Source organism: Paenibacillus sp. GCM10027627, assembly GCF_042675505.1.
GTDB lineage: Bacteria > Bacillota > Bacilli > Paenibacillales > Paenibacillaceae > Pristimantibacillus.
The window spans coordinates 637,743-654,694 of record NZ_JBHTHB010000002.1; the positions used below are offsets into that span (position 1 = coordinate 637,743).

Consider the following 16,952-nt stretch of genomic DNA (forward strand, 5'->3'; position numbering starts at 1 on the left):
TTCTAGTAAGGCTTTTTCGATTCGAGATAAGCAATGTCAGGGAAATAGCCCATATTGGCTGCTTCATTTACACTATAAAACATCTCGTCCGCCACATTTCCAGCAGGCAAATTATCGGCGTATGTATAATACTTGACTCCGTCGCGTACATAACCGGCTACCATTCGCCTCATCTCAACCGATGTGCCAGCTACGCTAAACCCGCTGATGGGTCTCGTTGTATTCATTTTTATATTTTGGACTAAGACTAGAAAGCTTGGCCCCTCAATCGGGTTAACACCGCTAAGGGTCGTTAGCTGTTCCGGAATAAAAAATTGATGTTTCCAGTTTGGGTTGCTTTCATTGGTTTGTTCAATACGTCTAGCCATTTCGCCAGAGATCGTCTTGTTAATTAAAGCTTTGGTTTCCGTTTTGGTCATAATCGCCGTCCCAGCTTCATTTGGAGGCATGCCCTCATGTCTATACAATTGATTCCCCGTTAAAGCTATGGGATCGGTCAACCCCATATTTAAAGCGTAATCTACGCCCCCGCTAAAGTGGTGATAGGGACGTTTCATTTCAAACGTTAAACCCCATTCTGAATCTTTATAATTGGTACCCGGATAGATGCCGCTAGAAGTGCGAAGCACTTGATGGGAGGCAATATAGTAGCCATCGTAGCCTGCTACCGCCGCTACCGGAATATAATCCATAATGGAAGCTTTGTTTTTTTCATCCGGAAAGAGACCGTAGTTTAAACAAAACACTTCCAGAAACGTATCGAGCGCCAAATCTGGATTTACGCTAAAATATTTCTCTTTCGTATAATCCATATCCATGTCGGACGTTCCAAGCATCGCTTCCGTTCCAGCATCGGAGGCAAAGTCGATCGCATAAGAAAGCTTCAAACGCTCAACTTCATCTCTTTCTTTAGTAATGTAGTTCATATAGCCGACTAGCAAAGCGGCGAAAAAAAGGACAGATATGAGATTGACGATCCCTAAACTTTTTCCCATTTCGCACCTACTTTCTAATCATACCGGCCATCGTTTGATCAAACTTTGGAGGAGTTAATCTAAGCAGCCTGTTTTGCAGCCGCTGTGCGCCGGAATAATCAACGGCTTGTACCTTGACTTGAATAATATCTCCCGGATTCCATACCGTATTGTCGTCTACAATCATATAAGCGGCTCTAGTTCCCGCTCCTTCTGGATAAACGACTTTCATATAACGGGTAACGGTCGCATCCATCGGTACGCCATGCGAAGAAATGCTTGTGTAAAACGATGCTAAATCTTGAGACGACAGCCTTCCATTGTCGGTCACTTTATCGATAAAATTGGTCATTTCGTTCATTACGCTTCTACTCATCGTTAAATCTTTGTTCAAAGCGGTAATCACGAGCGGACCGCCTACAAGAATGGCAAACGCAATGAGTACGCCTAAAATTTTATTAATGATGTCAGTCATTGCTCTTACCTCCTAAGGCTGCCGCTGGGTGACGTTCCAATACATTACGCCGGTTGGACCGGCATAAAGCTTCATATCAACATTTATTTTATTCGGCATCGCTTGCTTCGCCAGTTGAATATACGCTGCTTTATCAAGCAGGAAAGATTCATCGATCGGCATGTCCAGCGAACCATGAACATTCATATTTACGCGGCTTGGCCCCGGAGTAAATCGGTCCGCCACCGCCAGCATGAGCAACACATCATGTGTGTTTAAAGGTCTTTCTTCTTCAACAATGAGCTCGCGCTGCGTTTCCATAGCCGTCTTTTCTATCTGTACATTAAACCCGCCGACTTCACCTTTGAAGAAGGGAATAGAGCAATAAATCATAATAGGTACAAATACGGCCACTGTCATAATCATAATAATCATATCGAAAGCGTCATCGGCCTCATTCAAGGGTCTATTGCCCCTTCCTCCCTAATCTCAACCGTATAAAGTCCGTTAGATTCTGTCACTTTAAATTTAACTTTTTTATCCATTAAATGAAGTAAGGGACTCGGATTATTTTTTACAAAAGAAAGGTGATATGGATGTCCAATTATTTTTTCAACAACCGCTTCATTTCGTTGCAGCAGCACATAAGCAGAAGCTGCAGGAATAGGGCCGTAAGCTTCAATCTCCTGCAAATCGGTGGCAAAGCTAGCTGTTTGAATATCAGCTACTCCATCAATGGCACCTCTTCCAAAACTTTGGCCTAACGAAGTAAAGAGTAATATAATTCCAATAACAACAGAGATCACCATCAAGTTGATCGCAATGTGTATACCGTTACTAAGTTCATTATCCATTGTTAGGGACATCCCCCCATCTGTAGAAAATGATCTTACTTACAACGCCATTGCCATCCCTCTCCAAATGGGCACTGTATCTTGCTAAAGCATAATCTTTAAAAAACTCGGATAAAAAAGCAGTTGAAAAAAGCTCTTTCGGAGTGTCATCACTTCCACCCAGATCTTTCCACACATAAAAATCTTCACCTGTACCTAAGTAAATATCCACCCAGATTTCGGGAAACCCATTAAATTGAGAAATCGCATTAATGACATCTGCGGATACTAAATTATATGTACCGTCATAATGACTGTATTGGCGATAATCTTTAACAATAGCGATTGCATTGTCATCCACTTGCTGAATCTGGACGGCTTCCCTTGCGAATGACCCGAGCAAAAAGATCGTAGACAATACGAGTGCCGCCATCATTGCGCTTACGCTCGCCCAGACCGCCGCTGGCCACTCATTCATAAAAAGCCCCCACTTCTACAGCGTATTAAAGATGAATTGCTAGACCTATGCGAAGAGGCATAGGTCTAGTTAACCTACTTGCTTAACGACTAGTTAGGTCTCTGAGTAAAAGCGATGCCAACAATGGTATCCGTTGTATCTCGAATTAGCTCCGCAGTAAATCTTGCTGTTGGACGAACATATGTCGCGCTTCCAGCCTGAGTTGTAACCAAAGTTTGCGGATTTACAACCGGCATCTTAGTAGTTGCGTCAATATTTAAGTCACTCGTATAGAATGAATCCGTTCCATTTCTAGTTAGTGCCCCAGTCACAGGCGTTGTTGTAGAAGATGCAACAACTCCATTTAGCAAAGCACCATAGTTATGTCCCGTTCCATTTCCATCCATATCCGAGAGAGTTGCCCCAGTCAACTTTTGTGTTCTAACTACAAGTGCCACCGGACGGCCGTCAAACAGCTTAAGAGCGGATAAAACTTGAGTTCCAGATAAAACCTTTTGGTCATAATCATCAAATTGCGCCAAAGACATGGAGTCCATGGAGTTCGAAACTGTTGCGATACCTTGGTTAGTTGTCCCTCTCGTAAATCCCAAGATGACAAAGATGATAGAAATAATTACCCCGATTACAATTAGTGCGATGGCTATTCGTGCGCCAGATCCCAGTTCGCCTTCCATTGTTTACTCACTCCCTATTAATAGTTTTTTATAATCAAGCCTTTTGGCTTAATCCATGGTTAAGGACAGTCTTATGTAGTCGTGCCTACATGAGACAATGCCGTCATAAACTCTTTAAAGCCCAAAATACCAAGCGGTACTAAAATATAGAGGATTGCAGTCATGACGAGCGGTGCCATGGACAAAGGACTGACATAAGCCCGCTTTTTGTTCAATGTGGCGTTCTGCGATATTTCGCGAATTCGCATCACATGATCCCTCTCCGTCACTAAATCGCTGAATGCTTCTGCTAGCGTAATCTGATGAATCGTCAGAATGAGCTTGTCGACCATTCTTTTGAATCCGGACAGGACCGCCTTTGCCTTCATTCGGTTAAGAGCTAAATCCGGGTCGGACGCATATTCATGATACGCATCCAAAATGGCGTTTTTGTGCACCCGGCTTTGCTTTTCAAGCCAATATAAAGTCTCTAGCGTATCCGCAGAGGTATTCATCAAAATCGAGATGATCGTCTGCAATTGCAGAACGTCCTCTTCACTTTCCGTCTTCAGCATCCATGCCCTTGCTCTTAGCATCATTTCGGGAATAAAGTAGCAGATTGCGGAAACGGCAAAGGCAATTAGGATCATCCACCATTTGAAATACGTGTTATAGTAACTCTTGTATTTCTCTTGTAACCGTTTTACTTGCGCTTCTTGGTCAAAGGCTTGCAGCTTTGGAAGCATCGCTTCTACATACTGTTTGGTATGGTTTTCTGTTGGAAGCTTCGGCATAGACAAATATTTATCATCCATCTGCTGGCGGATTTTAATATCATCCTCTTCCAGCTTCTCGCCGCCCACGAGAGAAACCTCGCGAACGTTCTCACGGATAAATTGCTTGCCGAGATTAACCGCAAAAAACATACAGCCTATCGTTAAAGCAAAAGCCATGAACGAAAACAAAACTTTACTTGCGTACAAATGTTTAAGATCCGTGGCGCTGAGCGCGCCTTTGACCAAACGCATTTTTTTCGCTTTTTTAAATAACTTCTTAGGCATGACATCCTTTACAATGCGTCCATACCACGGCTGTCGGAGCAAATACAGGACAAACGGATTACGGTCATCCTTGCTAACCGAAACCGCGCTGTTCACTTTAACAATCACTGTGTAACCTATAATGGAGGCTAACAAAATGACTGCTCTGGAAATATAACCAATTGGACCATTGTAGATGACCGACGTACCGGGAATGATGTTTGTAAAAAAGGTCTCGATGACCCCAATCGCAAACAATGGCGCTATCGGCAAATATTCCAAGCTGCCGAATCTCGCCTTTTGCAGCGAAATCCGTCTAATCTCCAAATTCACTTCATCTGCCATCATGCCCATCGCCTGTAAAAAGTTCGAGGAGCCGTTTTGCAGCTTCGTGTCTCCGGAGTTGTTCAAAATATAGCAAACGCCGGCTAACGTACTAAGCAGCCTAAATGGCGTGGTTGCATAAAATTCATTCAGTCTGGACTTGCCGCCAGGGTCCGTTAAAATGTTGTAAATTTCTTCGAACGCCCGATGCAGCTCCGATCCCGTATCTGCTTCGGCAATGGCTTGCGGAATGGAGTTTAGCCGCAAATAGTTTTGCCTAATCGATGATAGAGCGGCGGACAACTGCTTCAGCAATTTGAAATGGACATGGTCGATTTGTTTGCTGACCAATACCGTATTCATAACGAACGCATATAAAACAACCAGCAAAGTTGAAAATAAATCCCGGAAGATGACTGCACCGGCGACAACAAGCGCAATGGCAGAAAGTGTAGCCGTCGCATAAACCTGTACCGAAAACACTTTAATTTCCTGCGGCGAGTAGACGGAGAGCATCGCTACCCGCTCTTTTACTTTCCGGTAAGCGCCTCTCGTCAAAAAGAACTCATCAAGGAAATGACTGATTCTAAAATAGCTCGATAATGAAAGCAGGCTCTGTTTTTTGCGCTGGTTTCCTTTTCGATGCTTTGCCTTTTTCTTATCGGAAACGACAATCATCGTAACGGCCGTAATTGCTGTCAGGAGTATTCCTATAATGAGAAACAGCACGATTTACAGCCTCCAGTTATCCAGAATAAATTTTTTGAAATCCTGCATTTTATCCAGCGGCATAACGTCGAGCATCTTCTGGGTGAGCTCTGTCGAAAACCAGTCATACGTTTCGTAAGTGTTCGTTTCCAAGTTGTATTTCAAAATATCTCTAGTCATAAACGACTTACGGTCTGTACTGCGGTTGTAGTATTCCTTTGTAATTTCATTCATGGAATGCAGCGGATCGCTTTTGTCGTAATCCGGGTACGGCACACTAATGTCCAGCCGGATAATTTCCGAAATACGCTCGATGTACCTTCGTCCATCCGTTGTATAGTTAAGGTGGATGTCGACGCGGATAACGTCGATAACCTGCTGTTCGGCCGTAATCATATTACCCGTAAAGCCACCCGCATTAACGAGCGAGTTTCGAATCGCATATACAAGCTGCTCTGCCTGATTCGCGTGATGGGAAAAGATGGTGAAGATGGAGGCTACTTGGCCCATCTGAATCATTCGAGCCGCAATGCTGTCCGTTGCAACCTCGCCTACGATGGATACGGCGGCGTCGGATTTTTTCAAAGCATCCTGAAGCTCAGCAGCGGATACGTATTGCGTTTCTTGAACGGAAAGAATATTTCGTTCCGGATACAGCTCCCGCAAATACATCTCCGGCGCCATCTCCAATACGCGAAGCGTATATCTGGGATCGATATATTTGACCGCCGCGGTCATCATGACCGTTTTACCGGCACCTTGCCGGCCTGTAAAGCCGCAAGTGACTTGCCCCATCATCAAATACTTCACCAGATCGATAGCGAGATACGCTTGGTTGACATACGGTTTGTCGATTAGAGCCGGAAGCGATGAATCGCTTAGTGTAAACTTCCGGACGAACACGGCCCAATATTCGGCAGCCGGCGGCCTCATCGCGAGTACCCGTGACTTGTCGTACATCGTGTTAACCATATATCCCCGTTTTTCCGTCAATGGACCGGGATTGTTGTACCGGCACAGCAGTTGAACAACTCGTCTCAGTTCTTCCTCGGTGTTGAAGCTTAGAAAGCGTAGGTGAATATACTTACCGTTAAAATAAAGCCAAACGGATCGCGGAGCTTTCATAATTTTCATATCTTTATTGAGCAGCGCGCTCAGAATTGAACCTGATGTACCGCAGTTAAATCCGTTTATGTTCATCTCGCGAAGCGTATCGACTACACCGAAGCCCTTATACCGTTGGTAGATCATAATGACCATCATATCCAGCATGACGTTATAATCGATGTCGAAATTTTTTTCGGCATAAATGGTATCGATATCTTCTTCGCTAATGAGATAGGAAGGCTGCGACTTATCCTCGATCTCGTATCTTTCTCTGGCGAGTTTGTATTCCGTAATCATCTCTGCCAAAGCATCTTTGCCGTAAGATTTTTTGTAATAGTACATGAGAATTTCAAATTTGATACGAGGCTCCAAATAGTTGGCCCGAAAATCGTACACTTGCAAAATCTCTTCTTCGGTCTTCATCTGTTCCGCCAAAATACTTCGGATCAAGTCTTGTACAATCAATTTCGCCGAATCGATGCCATATACGCAATTTTGCATAGCATCTTGAATTCTGGCCTTCCGTTTGTACATGGATTCAAACTCTTCATCCGCCAGGCCTGTAAAGTTTTCGTCCTTAATTAAGTCCGCCAGGCTGTACTTGACGATTTCCAGCAGCTTGTCCACCGTCAGCTTGTCGGATTGCTCGACGTCCGGGCGCTCGCGCTTTGATCTCCAATAAAGAACTCCCACAAAGATGAGGATACCAAGAAGGGTAAGCACTATAAGAAGAGTATTTAATTTCAAGCTTTAATCCCTCCAATCCACCGGGCGAGAAGAACCTTTGTTCCTCCGCTTTTTTATCTTTGTGACGCCCATACCACTCGTTTTCCTAGATTGGCAAGAACCACGCTTAAACATTCTTTCAAATCATTATTTAACTCCATAACTCTCGGATCTCTGTTTAGGATGTAAGGCAAAATGGTTTGAAGTTTGCCGATATTGCTCGTCTTTTTAATAAACGGGTTGTACGAAATTTTCGCGCAACGGGAATGCTTCAGCTTCATATTTTTGCTTGTGTCGCGGAACGCTTCGACGTAAGGGTCATACTGATTGACGATAAAGACAAGCCCTTTTTTGTTCAGCTTCCCCATAATTTTGGCCGCTTCCCATTTGCGCAGCTTTTCTTTAATTTCTCTGGACTGGGTTAGCACCATAACGATCAAATCGGAGCTTTCAATAACGGAATCCGTAATTTCCTCGTAAATTTCTGTTGTCACATCCGTTATGACGATTTGATGATTCAAGCTGCCCAAAACGAATTTCAGAAGCTTTGCATTTTCCTCATCTGTAATCGTATCGGAAGCCGTCTCAATAATTTGCAAGTTAGGCACTCCGGGCACCTGAATGCAATAATCCAAAATGTCGTCGCCAGAGATCGCGTTTGCCTCTAGCAGCTTAATCACTTGGGTCAAACTTCTCGTTTTATCCTCGATCGACTTAATGCCGAGCGCACCCGAGATGGAGTTGCTGTTGTTACCCGAGTAGGTTAAACAAGTCGTATAATTTTGCGTTTGCGCCAATGCGATAGCAAGCAATATGCTAATGGTCGTTCCGCCTTGTCTCCTATCCGGCGATATTACTGATATTTTCATCTCGACCACTTCCTATTAAGCAACGTAAATGCCGACTTCATCGATAGGTTAAGGGAAGGAGCCAGCATAGCGGCAAGCCCTTTGTTCAAATCAGCCGATGGTAACGGATTTAAAACCCGGAAAAACTCAAAATCTTCCATAGCCTTCCATAGCTTAGGTGAAGGGATGATATTCACTGCGTCTTTTTCTTTTCTGCCGTCGTATGTTAATTTAAAAACCTTATACTCGCCTAGCAAATCGAGAAAAGCCAACTCGTCCTCGCTAGGTCTATACGTTTTAACATAAATCACATGAGTGAGATCATCCGGTATCGTATCTTGAATGTCGAAAATGACATGTTCAAAATCGTCCGGGGTGTAACCAATTTCTTGAAAGATTTCGTCGGGAGTCGCATCGGAAATCGCGATCATAATGTTGGCCATATGGCCTTGCGACTCTCCGTCTTCCAACAATCGTTTGTAGTGTCTATTGTTGCTTAATAGAAGCACATCGCCCGTCGCTTGAAGCAATTTCATCAACGCGTATATGATAGGGCGCTTATCTGTATAACCGTATACGCCTATTTGCATTACTCCACGACACCTTTCTCAACTTCTAATAGCGGATTTCCTGGGAGCGAAGCATCTCCGCCTCCTGTAGTACCGCCTGTTTCAGGAGCTGTCGTTCCCGAACTGCCTGAGCTGCTGCCTCCGCCGGAAGTCCCCGTGCCCGACCCGGTTGATCCATTGGATCCGGTCGAGCCTTGGCTTCCGCCAGTTGCACCTGAACCAGCGTTCGGATCGGTTGGAACTGCAGGAGGCGGGACTGGATTTAAAGCTGCTTCTTGAGCTGCTTTATCTTGTTTCTCTTTTTCAGCAGTCTCAAACTTCGTTTTACCGGCATCCGCTGCACTTTGAACATCATTACGCCCTTGGACAATCTCCTGTCCTTGTTCTTTAGATACATTAGCGGTACCGGAATCAATAATTTTTCTCCACGTATCGTTTTGTCCGTTAATGACCTCTGTAATGTTCGGATTTGATTTCATAATCGACAATATATTTTCAGGTACAGAATAATAAGGAGTAGCTGCTTTCTGAATGCCTGGTTCCAAATATTTGGTCATATACAATTGCGACCCTTTATTGGAGTTTAAGAAGTGATCAACTAGAGACGCTTGATAATAATGAATTTCAAGTTCGCTCATTTTCAACTTGATTACTTTATCGTTAATAGCCTCGACTCTTTTACGGGAAAGAACAATATAGTCCTCGCCGAACGGATATACAATCCGGAAATCGATATAATCCCCAACTTTAAGACCGATCGGGATAACGTTCGCCACTATGTCATAAAGCCTCACTGTATCGTCAATCGGATCTTCCATAACCATATCCGTCGACAACAGCGTACCCGGAAGCATATTAATGCGATAATACTTCCCGATAATCGTTTCGGGGTTAATGACAAGACTTTGCGTCACAAACGATTCCGGCAACTCTCTCAACAGCAAGTCTTCCTCTTTAATGACTCCGCCAGCGAACAAATCTTTGGCATCGTCTTTAATCGCCCAAACTTGAACGATCGGGCCGATTCTTTCAATCGTTTCATTTAAACCGGCAATCTCCTGCTCATATGCTACTTTCATGTCATTCATCTTAGGCTTCCAAATAACAAAATATTGGCCGATATTTGTGCCGACAAACAGAATGACAACAGAAGCAATAATTACGATTGTTTTCCAGTTCCATTCGATATTCATTTTTGCGTCCCCCAATTAAATACCTTTAAACTGCCGTCTAAAATAATGACTCTTGCATTTTCACCGGATCGTGCCAAATAAAAATCTAAATAAAACGCCCCCGGCTTCAACGACTGCATTTTCCAGCCGCTTAATTGAAGGGTCTCCAAATAGATTGCGCTTTGCTCCAGCGTTGCATTGTACGTATAGGGAATCGATTTTTCAATTCCAACTCCAATGCTGGCCGGTTGAATCAATGCGCTATCTTTTATAAACTCGTGTTTGGAAACGGAGTATGTTTTTATTTTCATAAAACGGTCCAGCAAGCGGTTCCCTTGAACAGCGAAATCAGCTAGTTCTTGCTCATGCATGGCGCCGGATTCGGATTGTCCGATTACAGGAAACCTTAATCGAATCCACCAATTCTCATCTTTTGTCTGGAAACCAAATGCTTGAATTTCATGGTCTAGAACCGTATCCCCCTTGGACAGGTTGCTAGAAGAGTCGGGCTTACCGGAAGAGATAAAAATCCGGGGCATTAAATTTCCATTTTCGACAGATTCTGATATAATAGTCGAATCTATTGTCGAATCGAGCCACGATTCGATGCTGCTTTTCATGCTATTTGATAAGCTAGGCTCAGTTGACTCTATGTTTTGAGTGATTTTATCATATATTTTATTGGTTAAACTGGAAATATATTGGGTTTTTAATTGCGTGATATTTACTTGGGGATCGCCATTTGAGGATGCCGAGTTGCCCTTAAGCCAGCCGCTGATTCCTTTTCCAAACACTCCAGCGAGCACGGCGGCTATGGCTATAATGATGGCTAAAACAATGGCAATTTTTTTGAAGAATGATCGTTTTTCTGATTCGATAGACATATATTTACCTAAAGTGGATGAACTAGATAGTCCAATAGACCCTAGCCATATTCCACTACTCTCCTCTATGTGTGTCTCCTGCAAAGTCAGGAAAGTGATTCTTATAGTCCTTGTTAAACCTATTATTGTAAATATTACCTAATGAAAGATTATCATAATGATTCTATGGTTTCAAATGTTTTTTGACATTATTCGGGACTATTCGATCATTTAATACGGTTGAATATGGGAAACGACTCCCCGGAATTTGCCAAAAGCCAGTAACCTAAACGGCTTATCCGAACTCGACAAAGCTTAAATTTTCTTAAAAAACTCTTAACATCCTATATTACTGACTCTATTTAGGTGACTATAGGCGGTGAATTCTGGAAATAACCTCCTCCTTTTTTCCAAATATGACGGTTTTCCGAAATTTTTTTCCTTCATAATTTGGAATGCTACACAACTATTTCCGCATGTTTTTCGAGCTCCCCCTGCCATTTGACCTACCTGTCTATTCCCCTTCTAAAAGGCTCTTGATTATTTCGGTGCATCTATACTACAATTTCAAATTAATGCTCATAAGAGCAACTGGATGAACCGCATACATGTCCAGCCTCTCGATTGCAGACAATACCAATTACCGCTATTCGACGACCTGAAAGGAGCCACACCGGCATGTCTATCCGATTTCGATTGTTATTTTCTTTCGCTTCGGTCGTAATCGTCTCCGTTATCATCTTTATTTCAGCTGCTTATTTGCTTTCGGTCGCCATTACGGGTGATTTCCGCAGCATCAGTAGCTTTTACCGGATTCATTATTCCCTTCATCCCTTGTCGGAAGAAGAAGAAAGCATCTTTCTCGATATGAAGTATTTGGCCAAACACGATCCACAGCAGCTTCGCAACACCAATTTATTGGAAAAGTATGATGGGCAGCTCAAAATGGTTCAGGCCGGACTCATCGTGAGAGAAAACGAACAAACCGTCTACGCTACGCCCACCTTGGAGCAGGAATCGCTCGCTACCTTGCTTCCACCCTATGAAATGGGCAACTATTCCATCCGTAACACTTTTAATTTAGGCAACCGATTTTTTTCGTATGCCAAATTCGATTTTTACTTTTCCGCGGAAACGGGGGACAAAGGCAGCATATACGTTTTAAGGGAACGAAGCCCTTTTGCGGAGCTGGTACGCACACTGCTGCCGCTTTTAATCGGCGTATTTCTGTCGATCTTGCTTCTGACGAGCTTGCTTCTCTACCGGTATGTAACCCGTAAAATTGTAAAACCTCTCGAGCGGCTCAAACTATCTGCGGAAGGGATCAAAAACGGGGACTTGTCCATCAAGCTGAAATCCGAATCCAGCGACGAAGTCGGTCAGCTCGTGATGAGTTTTGAAGACATGCGCGGCAAACTGGAACAATCGATTCAGCTTCAACTAAAGTACGAGGAAAATCGCAAGCAGCTGTTGTCGAACATTTCTCACGATCTGAGAACGCCAATTACAACGATTAAAGGTTACGCAGAGGGAATACGCGACGGAGTTACCAATACAAAAGAAAAACTCGATAAATACGTTGGTGCGATTCATACAAGAGCAAACGATATGGAAAGACTCGTCGATGAGTTGTTATACTATTCCAAGCTGGACCTTAACAAAGAGCCTTACTCCTTTGAGCAGGTGGAGCTGACCGGATTTTTGACGAATATTGCCGGGGAAATGTCGATTGAGCTGGAGCAAAATGACGTCGAGCTCGTATGGGGTCCGGGTTTTCACTCCGCAGCCTATGTGATGGCTGATCGCGAAAAGCTGAAACGTGTTATGTTTAATTTGCTCCATAACTGCTTGAAATATATGAAAACCGCCCCTAAAAAAATCGAAATCGAGCTTCAGGAGCTGGAAAGCGGCTTTCGTGTTCGAATATCGGACAACGGTCCCGGCATCAAGCCTGAATCGCTGCCTTATATATTTGAGCGCTTCTATCGCGAGGATCAATCTCGTACCGGAACGGCCAGCGGCAGCGGGCTCGGCCTTGCAATTGCGAAGCAGATTATGGAGGGGCACGGCGGGGAAATTGGCGCGGAAAGCGGCGGCAGTCAAGGGACAACCATTTATTTTACACTCAAAAAATTTGTAGAGCATAGGTGAGATCAACATGAAACGTATACTAATCATCGAAGATGATCCTTATATTGCAGAGCTGGAACGCGATTATTTCCTGCTTCACGACTACGAGGTAACGATTTGCCACGATGGAGAATCGGGCTTGTCGGAAGCGCTTGGCGAAAGCTACGATCTTGTCATTGTAGACTTGCAGTTGCCTGGAGTTGATGGGTTTGAGCTATGCAAGCGTATTCGGGAAAAGCTGGACTTGCCCATTCTGATCGTCTCCGCGAAAAAAGAAGAAATCGACAAAATTAGAGGCTTTGGGCTTGGAGCCGACGATTTTATTACAAAGCCGTTTAGCCCAAATGAACTCGTCGCCAGAGCCAAAGCTCATCTTTCGCGCTACGAACGGTATACGGGCGGAAGTAAAACCGACTCCGACATGGTTCAAATCCGCGAGCTCGCGATCGGCAAGTCCTCTCGCCGCGTTTACGTGCATGGCAAAGAACTGTCGCTTACGACGAAAGAATTTGAGGTGCTGCTCTTTTTGGCCTCGCATCCCAATCGTGTTTTTAGCAAGGAAGAGTTGTTCGAACGTATTTGGGGATTCGATTCCAATGGAGAAATCGCGACGGTTACCGTTCATATATCGCGCATACGGGAGAAAATCGAGGCCGATCCAACGAGTCCTCAATTTATCGAAACGGTTTGGGGCGCCGGTTACCGGTTTACCGTTTAGTTTCGGAGAAGCTGTTTCACCTTCTTTATCATTCTGTTTATAAAAAGTTTAGATTCTCTTTCCTTCCATTTTACAGTTGTCCTCTATTATAAGGCTAAGACATTCAAAACAGCCGAAACTTCAGGAGGATGACCAACTATGAAAAAAAGCAATCAGAAAGCAGCTATTGCCGCCTTATCCGCACTCATTATAGGGAGCGCAATCATCCCATTTAACGTTCAGGCCGCTCCGCAAACTGGAGCAGTAAGCGTACAAGCAGCAGCCACAAGCCTAAAAGTAAATTACGAGGCAGCCATCAAACATCTCATCAACAAAGGTGTGCTTCAAGGATATCCAAGCGGGGAGATGAAAGCGGAGAAGCCGGTCACAAACGCCGAGTTTATCAAAATGGTCCTTCTCGCTCTGGAGGTTGACCAGCCGGCCGCTGCTCCAGGAGCCAAATGGTACGAAAGCTACCTCGCGGCCGCTGCTGCAAAAGGACTTATCGCAAGCAGCGACGCTTTGCAGCCAAACGCAATGGCAGCACCAGCCGATATGGCCGCTATAATTGCAAAAGCGTTGCAACGCGACACCAAATCGGTTCAATATTGGATGGAGCAGCAAGCAATTGGCTCTGGCAATGTAACAAGAGGAGAAACGGCTGGCTTGCTCGTCAAATCGGAAGCGGCCATTCGCAGCAGCGATGCCAAAATCGTTTCCATTAAATCGTTAAACAACATCTCTTTTGAGGTCGTATTCGACGCTCCTATGACGATTGAGGATGAAACGATGGCGACGGCTTCCGCCAACTTTGCATTCGACGGCGGCATTAAGCTGGTCAACCAGCCGCGCCTCAAAACAGGCTCTACATCCACTTATATCGTGCCTGTTCAAACGATGACGCAAGGAACCGAATATACGCTGAACTACAAAGGCAAACAAAAGGTAACTGCAGCGGCAAGCGGCGAAACGATGAAGCTGAACGAAGCTCGCCAGGTCACTGCCGATACATTCGAAATTGACTCCTTCCGCTCCGACGGCGTTATCGACTACGGGTATTTGATTTCCGCTTATGCGGGCGGACGTGGAGCCAATGCAGCCGTGCTGGATGAGAACAATCAATTAAACGGCAAAACGATGCAAATTATTCCTTCCCTTGCTACAAGACAAGCTACGCTTACTCCGGAAGGCGGTGGGCCGATTACAGTATCGTACGTTGGCTTCACGCAATCTACAGATGGCAAGCAAGAGCCTAAATTCCGTTTGCCGCAAGGCCAAACGCTGCAGCCGGGCGTTAAATATACGGTGACATCTAACTGGTTTGAAGTGAAGCAAGGCAGCTTTGTAGCCAAAGAAATCGCGCCGCTCGCGCTGTCTAGCGTGGAAGCCGTCAACGAAACGACGCTTAACGTATCGCTTGCTGCCGATCCCGGCGACGAACTATTCGCTTACCGTTCCGTTCAATTAAAAGGATCGGACGGCACGACGCTGACTGCCCAATACAAAGTTCAAACCCGTAAAGGCGTACTTGGCGTATTCGAAGTTCAAAACGGCGGAAAATTGCAGCCGGGCGTATCCTACGACGTCACCCCAGTTGGAACTTGGGCAACTTCTAAAGACTTGCGCGTCGTATTCAACTAATATAAAAAGTCATTCCCAAGCCTTCGGAACGATTCATTCGTTTCCGGAGGCTTTTTTATGCTGCATGGCCCTCATAGTCAGGAAAAAATCTCCTCTACAAAACAGGATGTTTGGATATTGAATATATATTCTGTTTAATGTATATTTATACAATAATCCAATTTGAACGGAGGTTTCCCATGCTTAACACCATTCAAGTCTCTTCCTTAGAAGAGACCGGTTGTCCCGAATACGCACCAACATCGGAGCTTTTAGCTTCTGCTCATAAACATGTTCTGTTCACGGCAAACCGGCCAAACGTCATTATGGCAAAAGGGGAGGGCATGACGCTTTATGATACGGACAACAAAGCTTATCTCGACTTTATCGGAGGCTGGGCGGTAACCGCGCTCGGGCATTCCCCCGCTGTTCTTCAAGAAGCGCTTGCGAAGCAAGCCGCTACACTCGTTCATGCTTCTCCGGCGTTTTACAATAAGCCGCAGGCCGAGTTTTCTGAACGGCTCGCTTCCATTAGCGGCATGGATAGAGTATTTTTTACAAGCACGGGCGCGGAGGCGAACGAAAGCGCCGTTAAGTTGGCCCGCAAGCATGGTGCCTTGAACTTAAATGGCGCTCACGAAATCATTACATTGACGAACAGTTTCCACGGGCGCACGCTCGCTATGATGTCCGCAACGGGCAAGCCTCATTGGAAGCCGTTATTTGCTCCTAAAGTAGACGGCTTCGTCCATGTTCCCATCAATGACCTAGACGCATGTTTTGCTGCAGTTACGAACGATACATGCGGCATTATGGTCGAGCTCGTTCAAGGTGAAGGCGGCGTTCATCCCTTAACCGAAGCATATTTGTTCGGCTTGCGTAAAATATGCGACATGTATGGCATTTTGCTTATTTTTGATGAAGTGCAAACGGGGCTTGGCCGTACAGGAAAACTGTTCGCTCATCAGCATTTTGGCATTGCACCCGACATTATGACGCTTGGCAAAGGAATCGGCGGAGGGTTCCCGCTGGCGGCCATGTTGACTAAAGAGTCGTATAATTTATTTGAGCCGGGCGACCAGGGCGGCACTTACACCGGACAGCCGCTTGCGATGGCAGCGGGCCTTGCTGTTGTAAACGAACTGCTTGCGCGCGATCTCACGTCCAACGCGGAGAAACAAGGCCGTTATTTAACTGGTAAGCTGGAAGAGCTTTCCCGCCTATCCCCCATTTCGAACGTTCGCGGCAAAGGGCTGCTGCTTGCCTTCGACGTTCCGGAAGGGACCGCCGCTCGCCTATCGGAAGTATGTATGGAGCTTGGCTTGCTTATTAACGCATCCGGTTCATCTTCCATCCGCTTAATGCCCGCATTGATCGTGGAGGAGCATCAAATAGACGGGATGATCGCCATCTTGCGGGAAGCTATGCAACGTCTATACCTTTGATGAATGTTGGAAAAGCTGCCTCGCATACGATAATTGGAATGTATTTGTATGTGCAGGAGGGCAAATCGTTGAGACGAGCAAAGGGCGGCGGCAAACAGGACGTCTTCAAAATTTATGTCGTGCCGGCATGGAAATGGAAAGAATTTATCGCCTTCGAGCTTATCGGAGGCATGGCCTTTTATCTCATTGGAAAAGTAGTGGCCCAATCCGAATGGTTTTGCGTAGCCGTCAACATGGCCGGAGCTCAAATGCTGAAATATACATTTGCCGCTTTACGGCCTTAAAAAGAAACTGCCCTCTCCGGCGAAACG

17 protein-coding genes are annotated in these 16,952 nt (G+C 45.1%); 5 read left to right on the forward strand and 12 right to left on the reverse strand.

Translation table 11 applies throughout. The annotated features are described in order from the left end of the window. Positions 1-2 precede the first annotated feature (2 nt). From ACFQZE_RS10850 to ACFQZE_RS10905, 12 genes are all read right to left on the reverse strand, one after another. The gene (locus ACFQZE_RS10850; RefSeq protein ID WP_379356648.1) at positions 3-995 is read right to left on the reverse strand and encodes a hypothetical protein; all 993 of its coding nucleotides are present in this window, start codon (positions 993-995) and stop codon (positions 3-5) included. Between the two features lie 7 nt (positions 996-1,002). After that, positions 1,003-1,449, reverse strand: coding sequence for a hypothetical protein (locus tag ACFQZE_RS10855; protein WP_379356650.1), 447 nt, complete (start codon positions 1,447-1,449; stop codon positions 1,003-1,005). Positions 1,450-1,461: 12 nt separating this feature from the next. Then, entirely contained in the window at positions 1,462-1,890 is a 429-nt protein-coding gene (locus ACFQZE_RS10860) for a hypothetical protein (protein WP_379356652.1), read from the reverse strand. Continuing rightward, positions 1,887-2,282, reverse strand: a complete 396-nt coding sequence (locus tag ACFQZE_RS10865) for a hypothetical protein (protein WP_379356654.1) — start codon at positions 2,280-2,282, stop codon at positions 1,887-1,889. The genes ACFQZE_RS10860 and ACFQZE_RS10865 overlap by 4 nt, the downstream gene beginning before the upstream one ends. Beyond that, entirely contained in the window at positions 2,275-2,739 is a 465-nt protein-coding gene (locus ACFQZE_RS10870; protein WP_379356656.1) for a hypothetical protein, read from the reverse strand. Before ACFQZE_RS10870 ends, ACFQZE_RS10865 begins: the two co-directional genes overlap by 8 nt. 89 nt (positions 2,740-2,828) lie before the next feature. Further along, on the reverse strand, positions 2,829-3,413 hold the full coding sequence (locus ACFQZE_RS10875) for a hypothetical protein (RefSeq protein WP_379356658.1): 585 nt from the start codon (positions 3,411-3,413) through the stop codon (positions 2,829-2,831). A gap of 71 nt (positions 3,414-3,484) precedes the next feature. After that, positions 3,485-5,485 carry a hypothetical protein gene (locus ACFQZE_RS10880; protein WP_379356660.1) on the reverse strand — a complete coding sequence of 667 codons (2,001 nt, stop codon included), beginning with the start codon at positions 5,483-5,485 and terminating at the stop codon, positions 3,485-3,487. A gap of 3 nt (positions 5,486-5,488) precedes the next feature. Beyond that, a complete protein-coding gene (locus tag ACFQZE_RS10885) occupies positions 5,489-7,318 on the reverse strand; it encodes a pilus assembly protein CpaF (RefSeq protein ID WP_379356662.1) in 1,830 nt (609 codons plus the stop codon). Between the two features lie 53 nt (positions 7,319-7,371). Further along, positions 7,372-8,166, reverse strand: a complete 795-nt coding sequence (locus tag ACFQZE_RS10890) for a CpaE/TadZ family protein (protein WP_379356664.1) — start codon at positions 8,164-8,166, stop codon at positions 7,372-7,374. Beyond that, positions 8,163-8,735, reverse strand: coding sequence for a hypothetical protein (locus ACFQZE_RS10895; protein WP_379356666.1), 573 nt, complete (start codon positions 8,733-8,735; stop codon positions 8,163-8,165). The genes ACFQZE_RS10890 and ACFQZE_RS10895 overlap by 4 nt, the downstream gene beginning before the upstream one ends. Then, entirely contained in the window at positions 8,735-9,907 is a 1,173-nt protein-coding gene (locus ACFQZE_RS10900; protein ID WP_379356668.1) for an SAF domain-containing protein, read from the reverse strand. The genes ACFQZE_RS10895 and ACFQZE_RS10900 overlap by 1 nt, the downstream gene beginning before the upstream one ends. Next, positions 9,904-10,770, reverse strand: a complete 867-nt coding sequence (locus ACFQZE_RS10905) for a hypothetical protein (RefSeq protein ID WP_379356670.1) — start codon at positions 10,768-10,770, stop codon at positions 9,904-9,906. Before ACFQZE_RS10905 ends, ACFQZE_RS10900 begins: the two co-directional genes overlap by 4 nt. Before the next feature lie 657 nt (positions 10,771-11,427). Between ACFQZE_RS10905 and ACFQZE_RS10910 the strand changes: the two genes are divergently transcribed. The 5 genes from ACFQZE_RS10910 (at position 11,428) to ACFQZE_RS10930 (ending at position 16,925) form a co-directional block, all read left to right on the forward strand. Beyond that, positions 11,428-12,900 carry a sensor histidine kinase gene (locus ACFQZE_RS10910; RefSeq protein WP_379356672.1) on the forward strand — a complete coding sequence of 491 codons (1,473 nt, stop codon included), beginning with the start codon at positions 11,428-11,430 and terminating at the stop codon, positions 12,898-12,900. Positions 12,901-12,907: 7 nt separating this feature from the next. Beyond that, positions 12,908-13,597 carry a response regulator transcription factor gene (locus tag ACFQZE_RS10915; RefSeq protein ID WP_379356674.1) on the forward strand — a complete coding sequence of 230 codons (690 nt, stop codon included), beginning with the start codon at positions 12,908-12,910 and terminating at the stop codon, positions 13,595-13,597. A gap of 138 nt (positions 13,598-13,735) precedes the next feature. Further along, positions 13,736-15,217 (forward strand): S-layer homology domain-containing protein, encoded by a 1,482-nt coding sequence (locus ACFQZE_RS10920; RefSeq protein ID WP_379356676.1) that lies wholly within the window; start codon positions 13,736-13,738, stop codon positions 15,215-15,217. A 179-nt stretch (positions 15,218-15,396) separates the two neighbouring features. Then, positions 15,397-16,641 carry an aspartate aminotransferase family protein gene (locus tag ACFQZE_RS10925; RefSeq protein ID WP_379356678.1) on the forward strand — a complete coding sequence of 415 codons (1,245 nt, stop codon included), beginning with the start codon at positions 15,397-15,399 and terminating at the stop codon, positions 16,639-16,641. A 68-nt stretch (positions 16,642-16,709) separates the two neighbouring features. Then, on the forward strand, positions 16,710-16,925 hold the full coding sequence (locus ACFQZE_RS10930) for a hypothetical protein (RefSeq protein ID WP_379356680.1): 216 nt from the start codon (positions 16,710-16,712) through the stop codon (positions 16,923-16,925). Positions 16,926-16,952 lie beyond the last annotated feature (27 nt).

Coding starts and splice junctions, on each gene's coding strand:
- ACFQZE_RS10850 (WP_379356648.1), bottom strand. CDS start 995: ATGGGAAAAAGTTTAGGGATCGTCAATCTCATATCTGTCCTTTTTTTC.
- ACFQZE_RS10855 (WP_379356650.1), bottom strand. CDS start 1,449: ATGACTGACATCATTAATAAAATTTTAGGCGTACTCATTGCGTTTGCC.
- ACFQZE_RS10865 (WP_379356654.1), bottom strand. CDS start 2,282: ATGGATAATGAACTTAGTAACGGTATACACATTGCGATCAACTTGATG.
- ACFQZE_RS10870 (WP_379356656.1), bottom strand. CDS start 2,739: ATGAATGAGTGGCCAGCGGCGGTCTGGGCGAGCGTAAGCGCAATGATG.
- ACFQZE_RS10875 (WP_379356658.1), bottom strand. CDS start 3,413: ATGGAAGGCGAACTGGGATCTGGCGCACGAATAGCCATCGCACTAATT.
- ACFQZE_RS10890 (WP_379356664.1), bottom strand. CDS start 8,166: ATGAAAATATCAGTAATATCGCCGGATAGGAGACAAGGCGGAACGACC.
- ACFQZE_RS10895 (WP_379356666.1), bottom strand. CDS start 8,735: ATGCAAATAGGCGTATACGGTTATACAGATAAGCGCCCTATCATATAC.
- ACFQZE_RS10900 (WP_379356668.1), bottom strand. CDS start 9,907: ATGAATATCGAATGGAACTGGAAAACAATCGTAATTATTGCTTCTGTT.
- ACFQZE_RS10905 (WP_379356670.1), bottom strand. CDS start 10,770: ATGTCTATCGAATCAGAAAAACGATCATTCTTCAAAAAAATTGCCATT.
- ACFQZE_RS10910 (WP_379356672.1), top strand. CDS start 11,428: ATGTCTATCCGATTTCGATTGTTATTTTCTTTCGCTTCGGTCGTAATC.
- ACFQZE_RS10915 (WP_379356674.1), top strand. CDS start 12,908: ATGAAACGTATACTAATCATCGAAGATGATCCTTATATTGCAGAGCTG.
- ACFQZE_RS10920 (WP_379356676.1), top strand. CDS start 13,736: ATGAAAAAAAGCAATCAGAAAGCAGCTATTGCCGCCTTATCCGCACTC.
- ACFQZE_RS10925 (WP_379356678.1), top strand. CDS start 15,397: ATGCTTAACACCATTCAAGTCTCTTCCTTAGAAGAGACCGGTTGTCCC.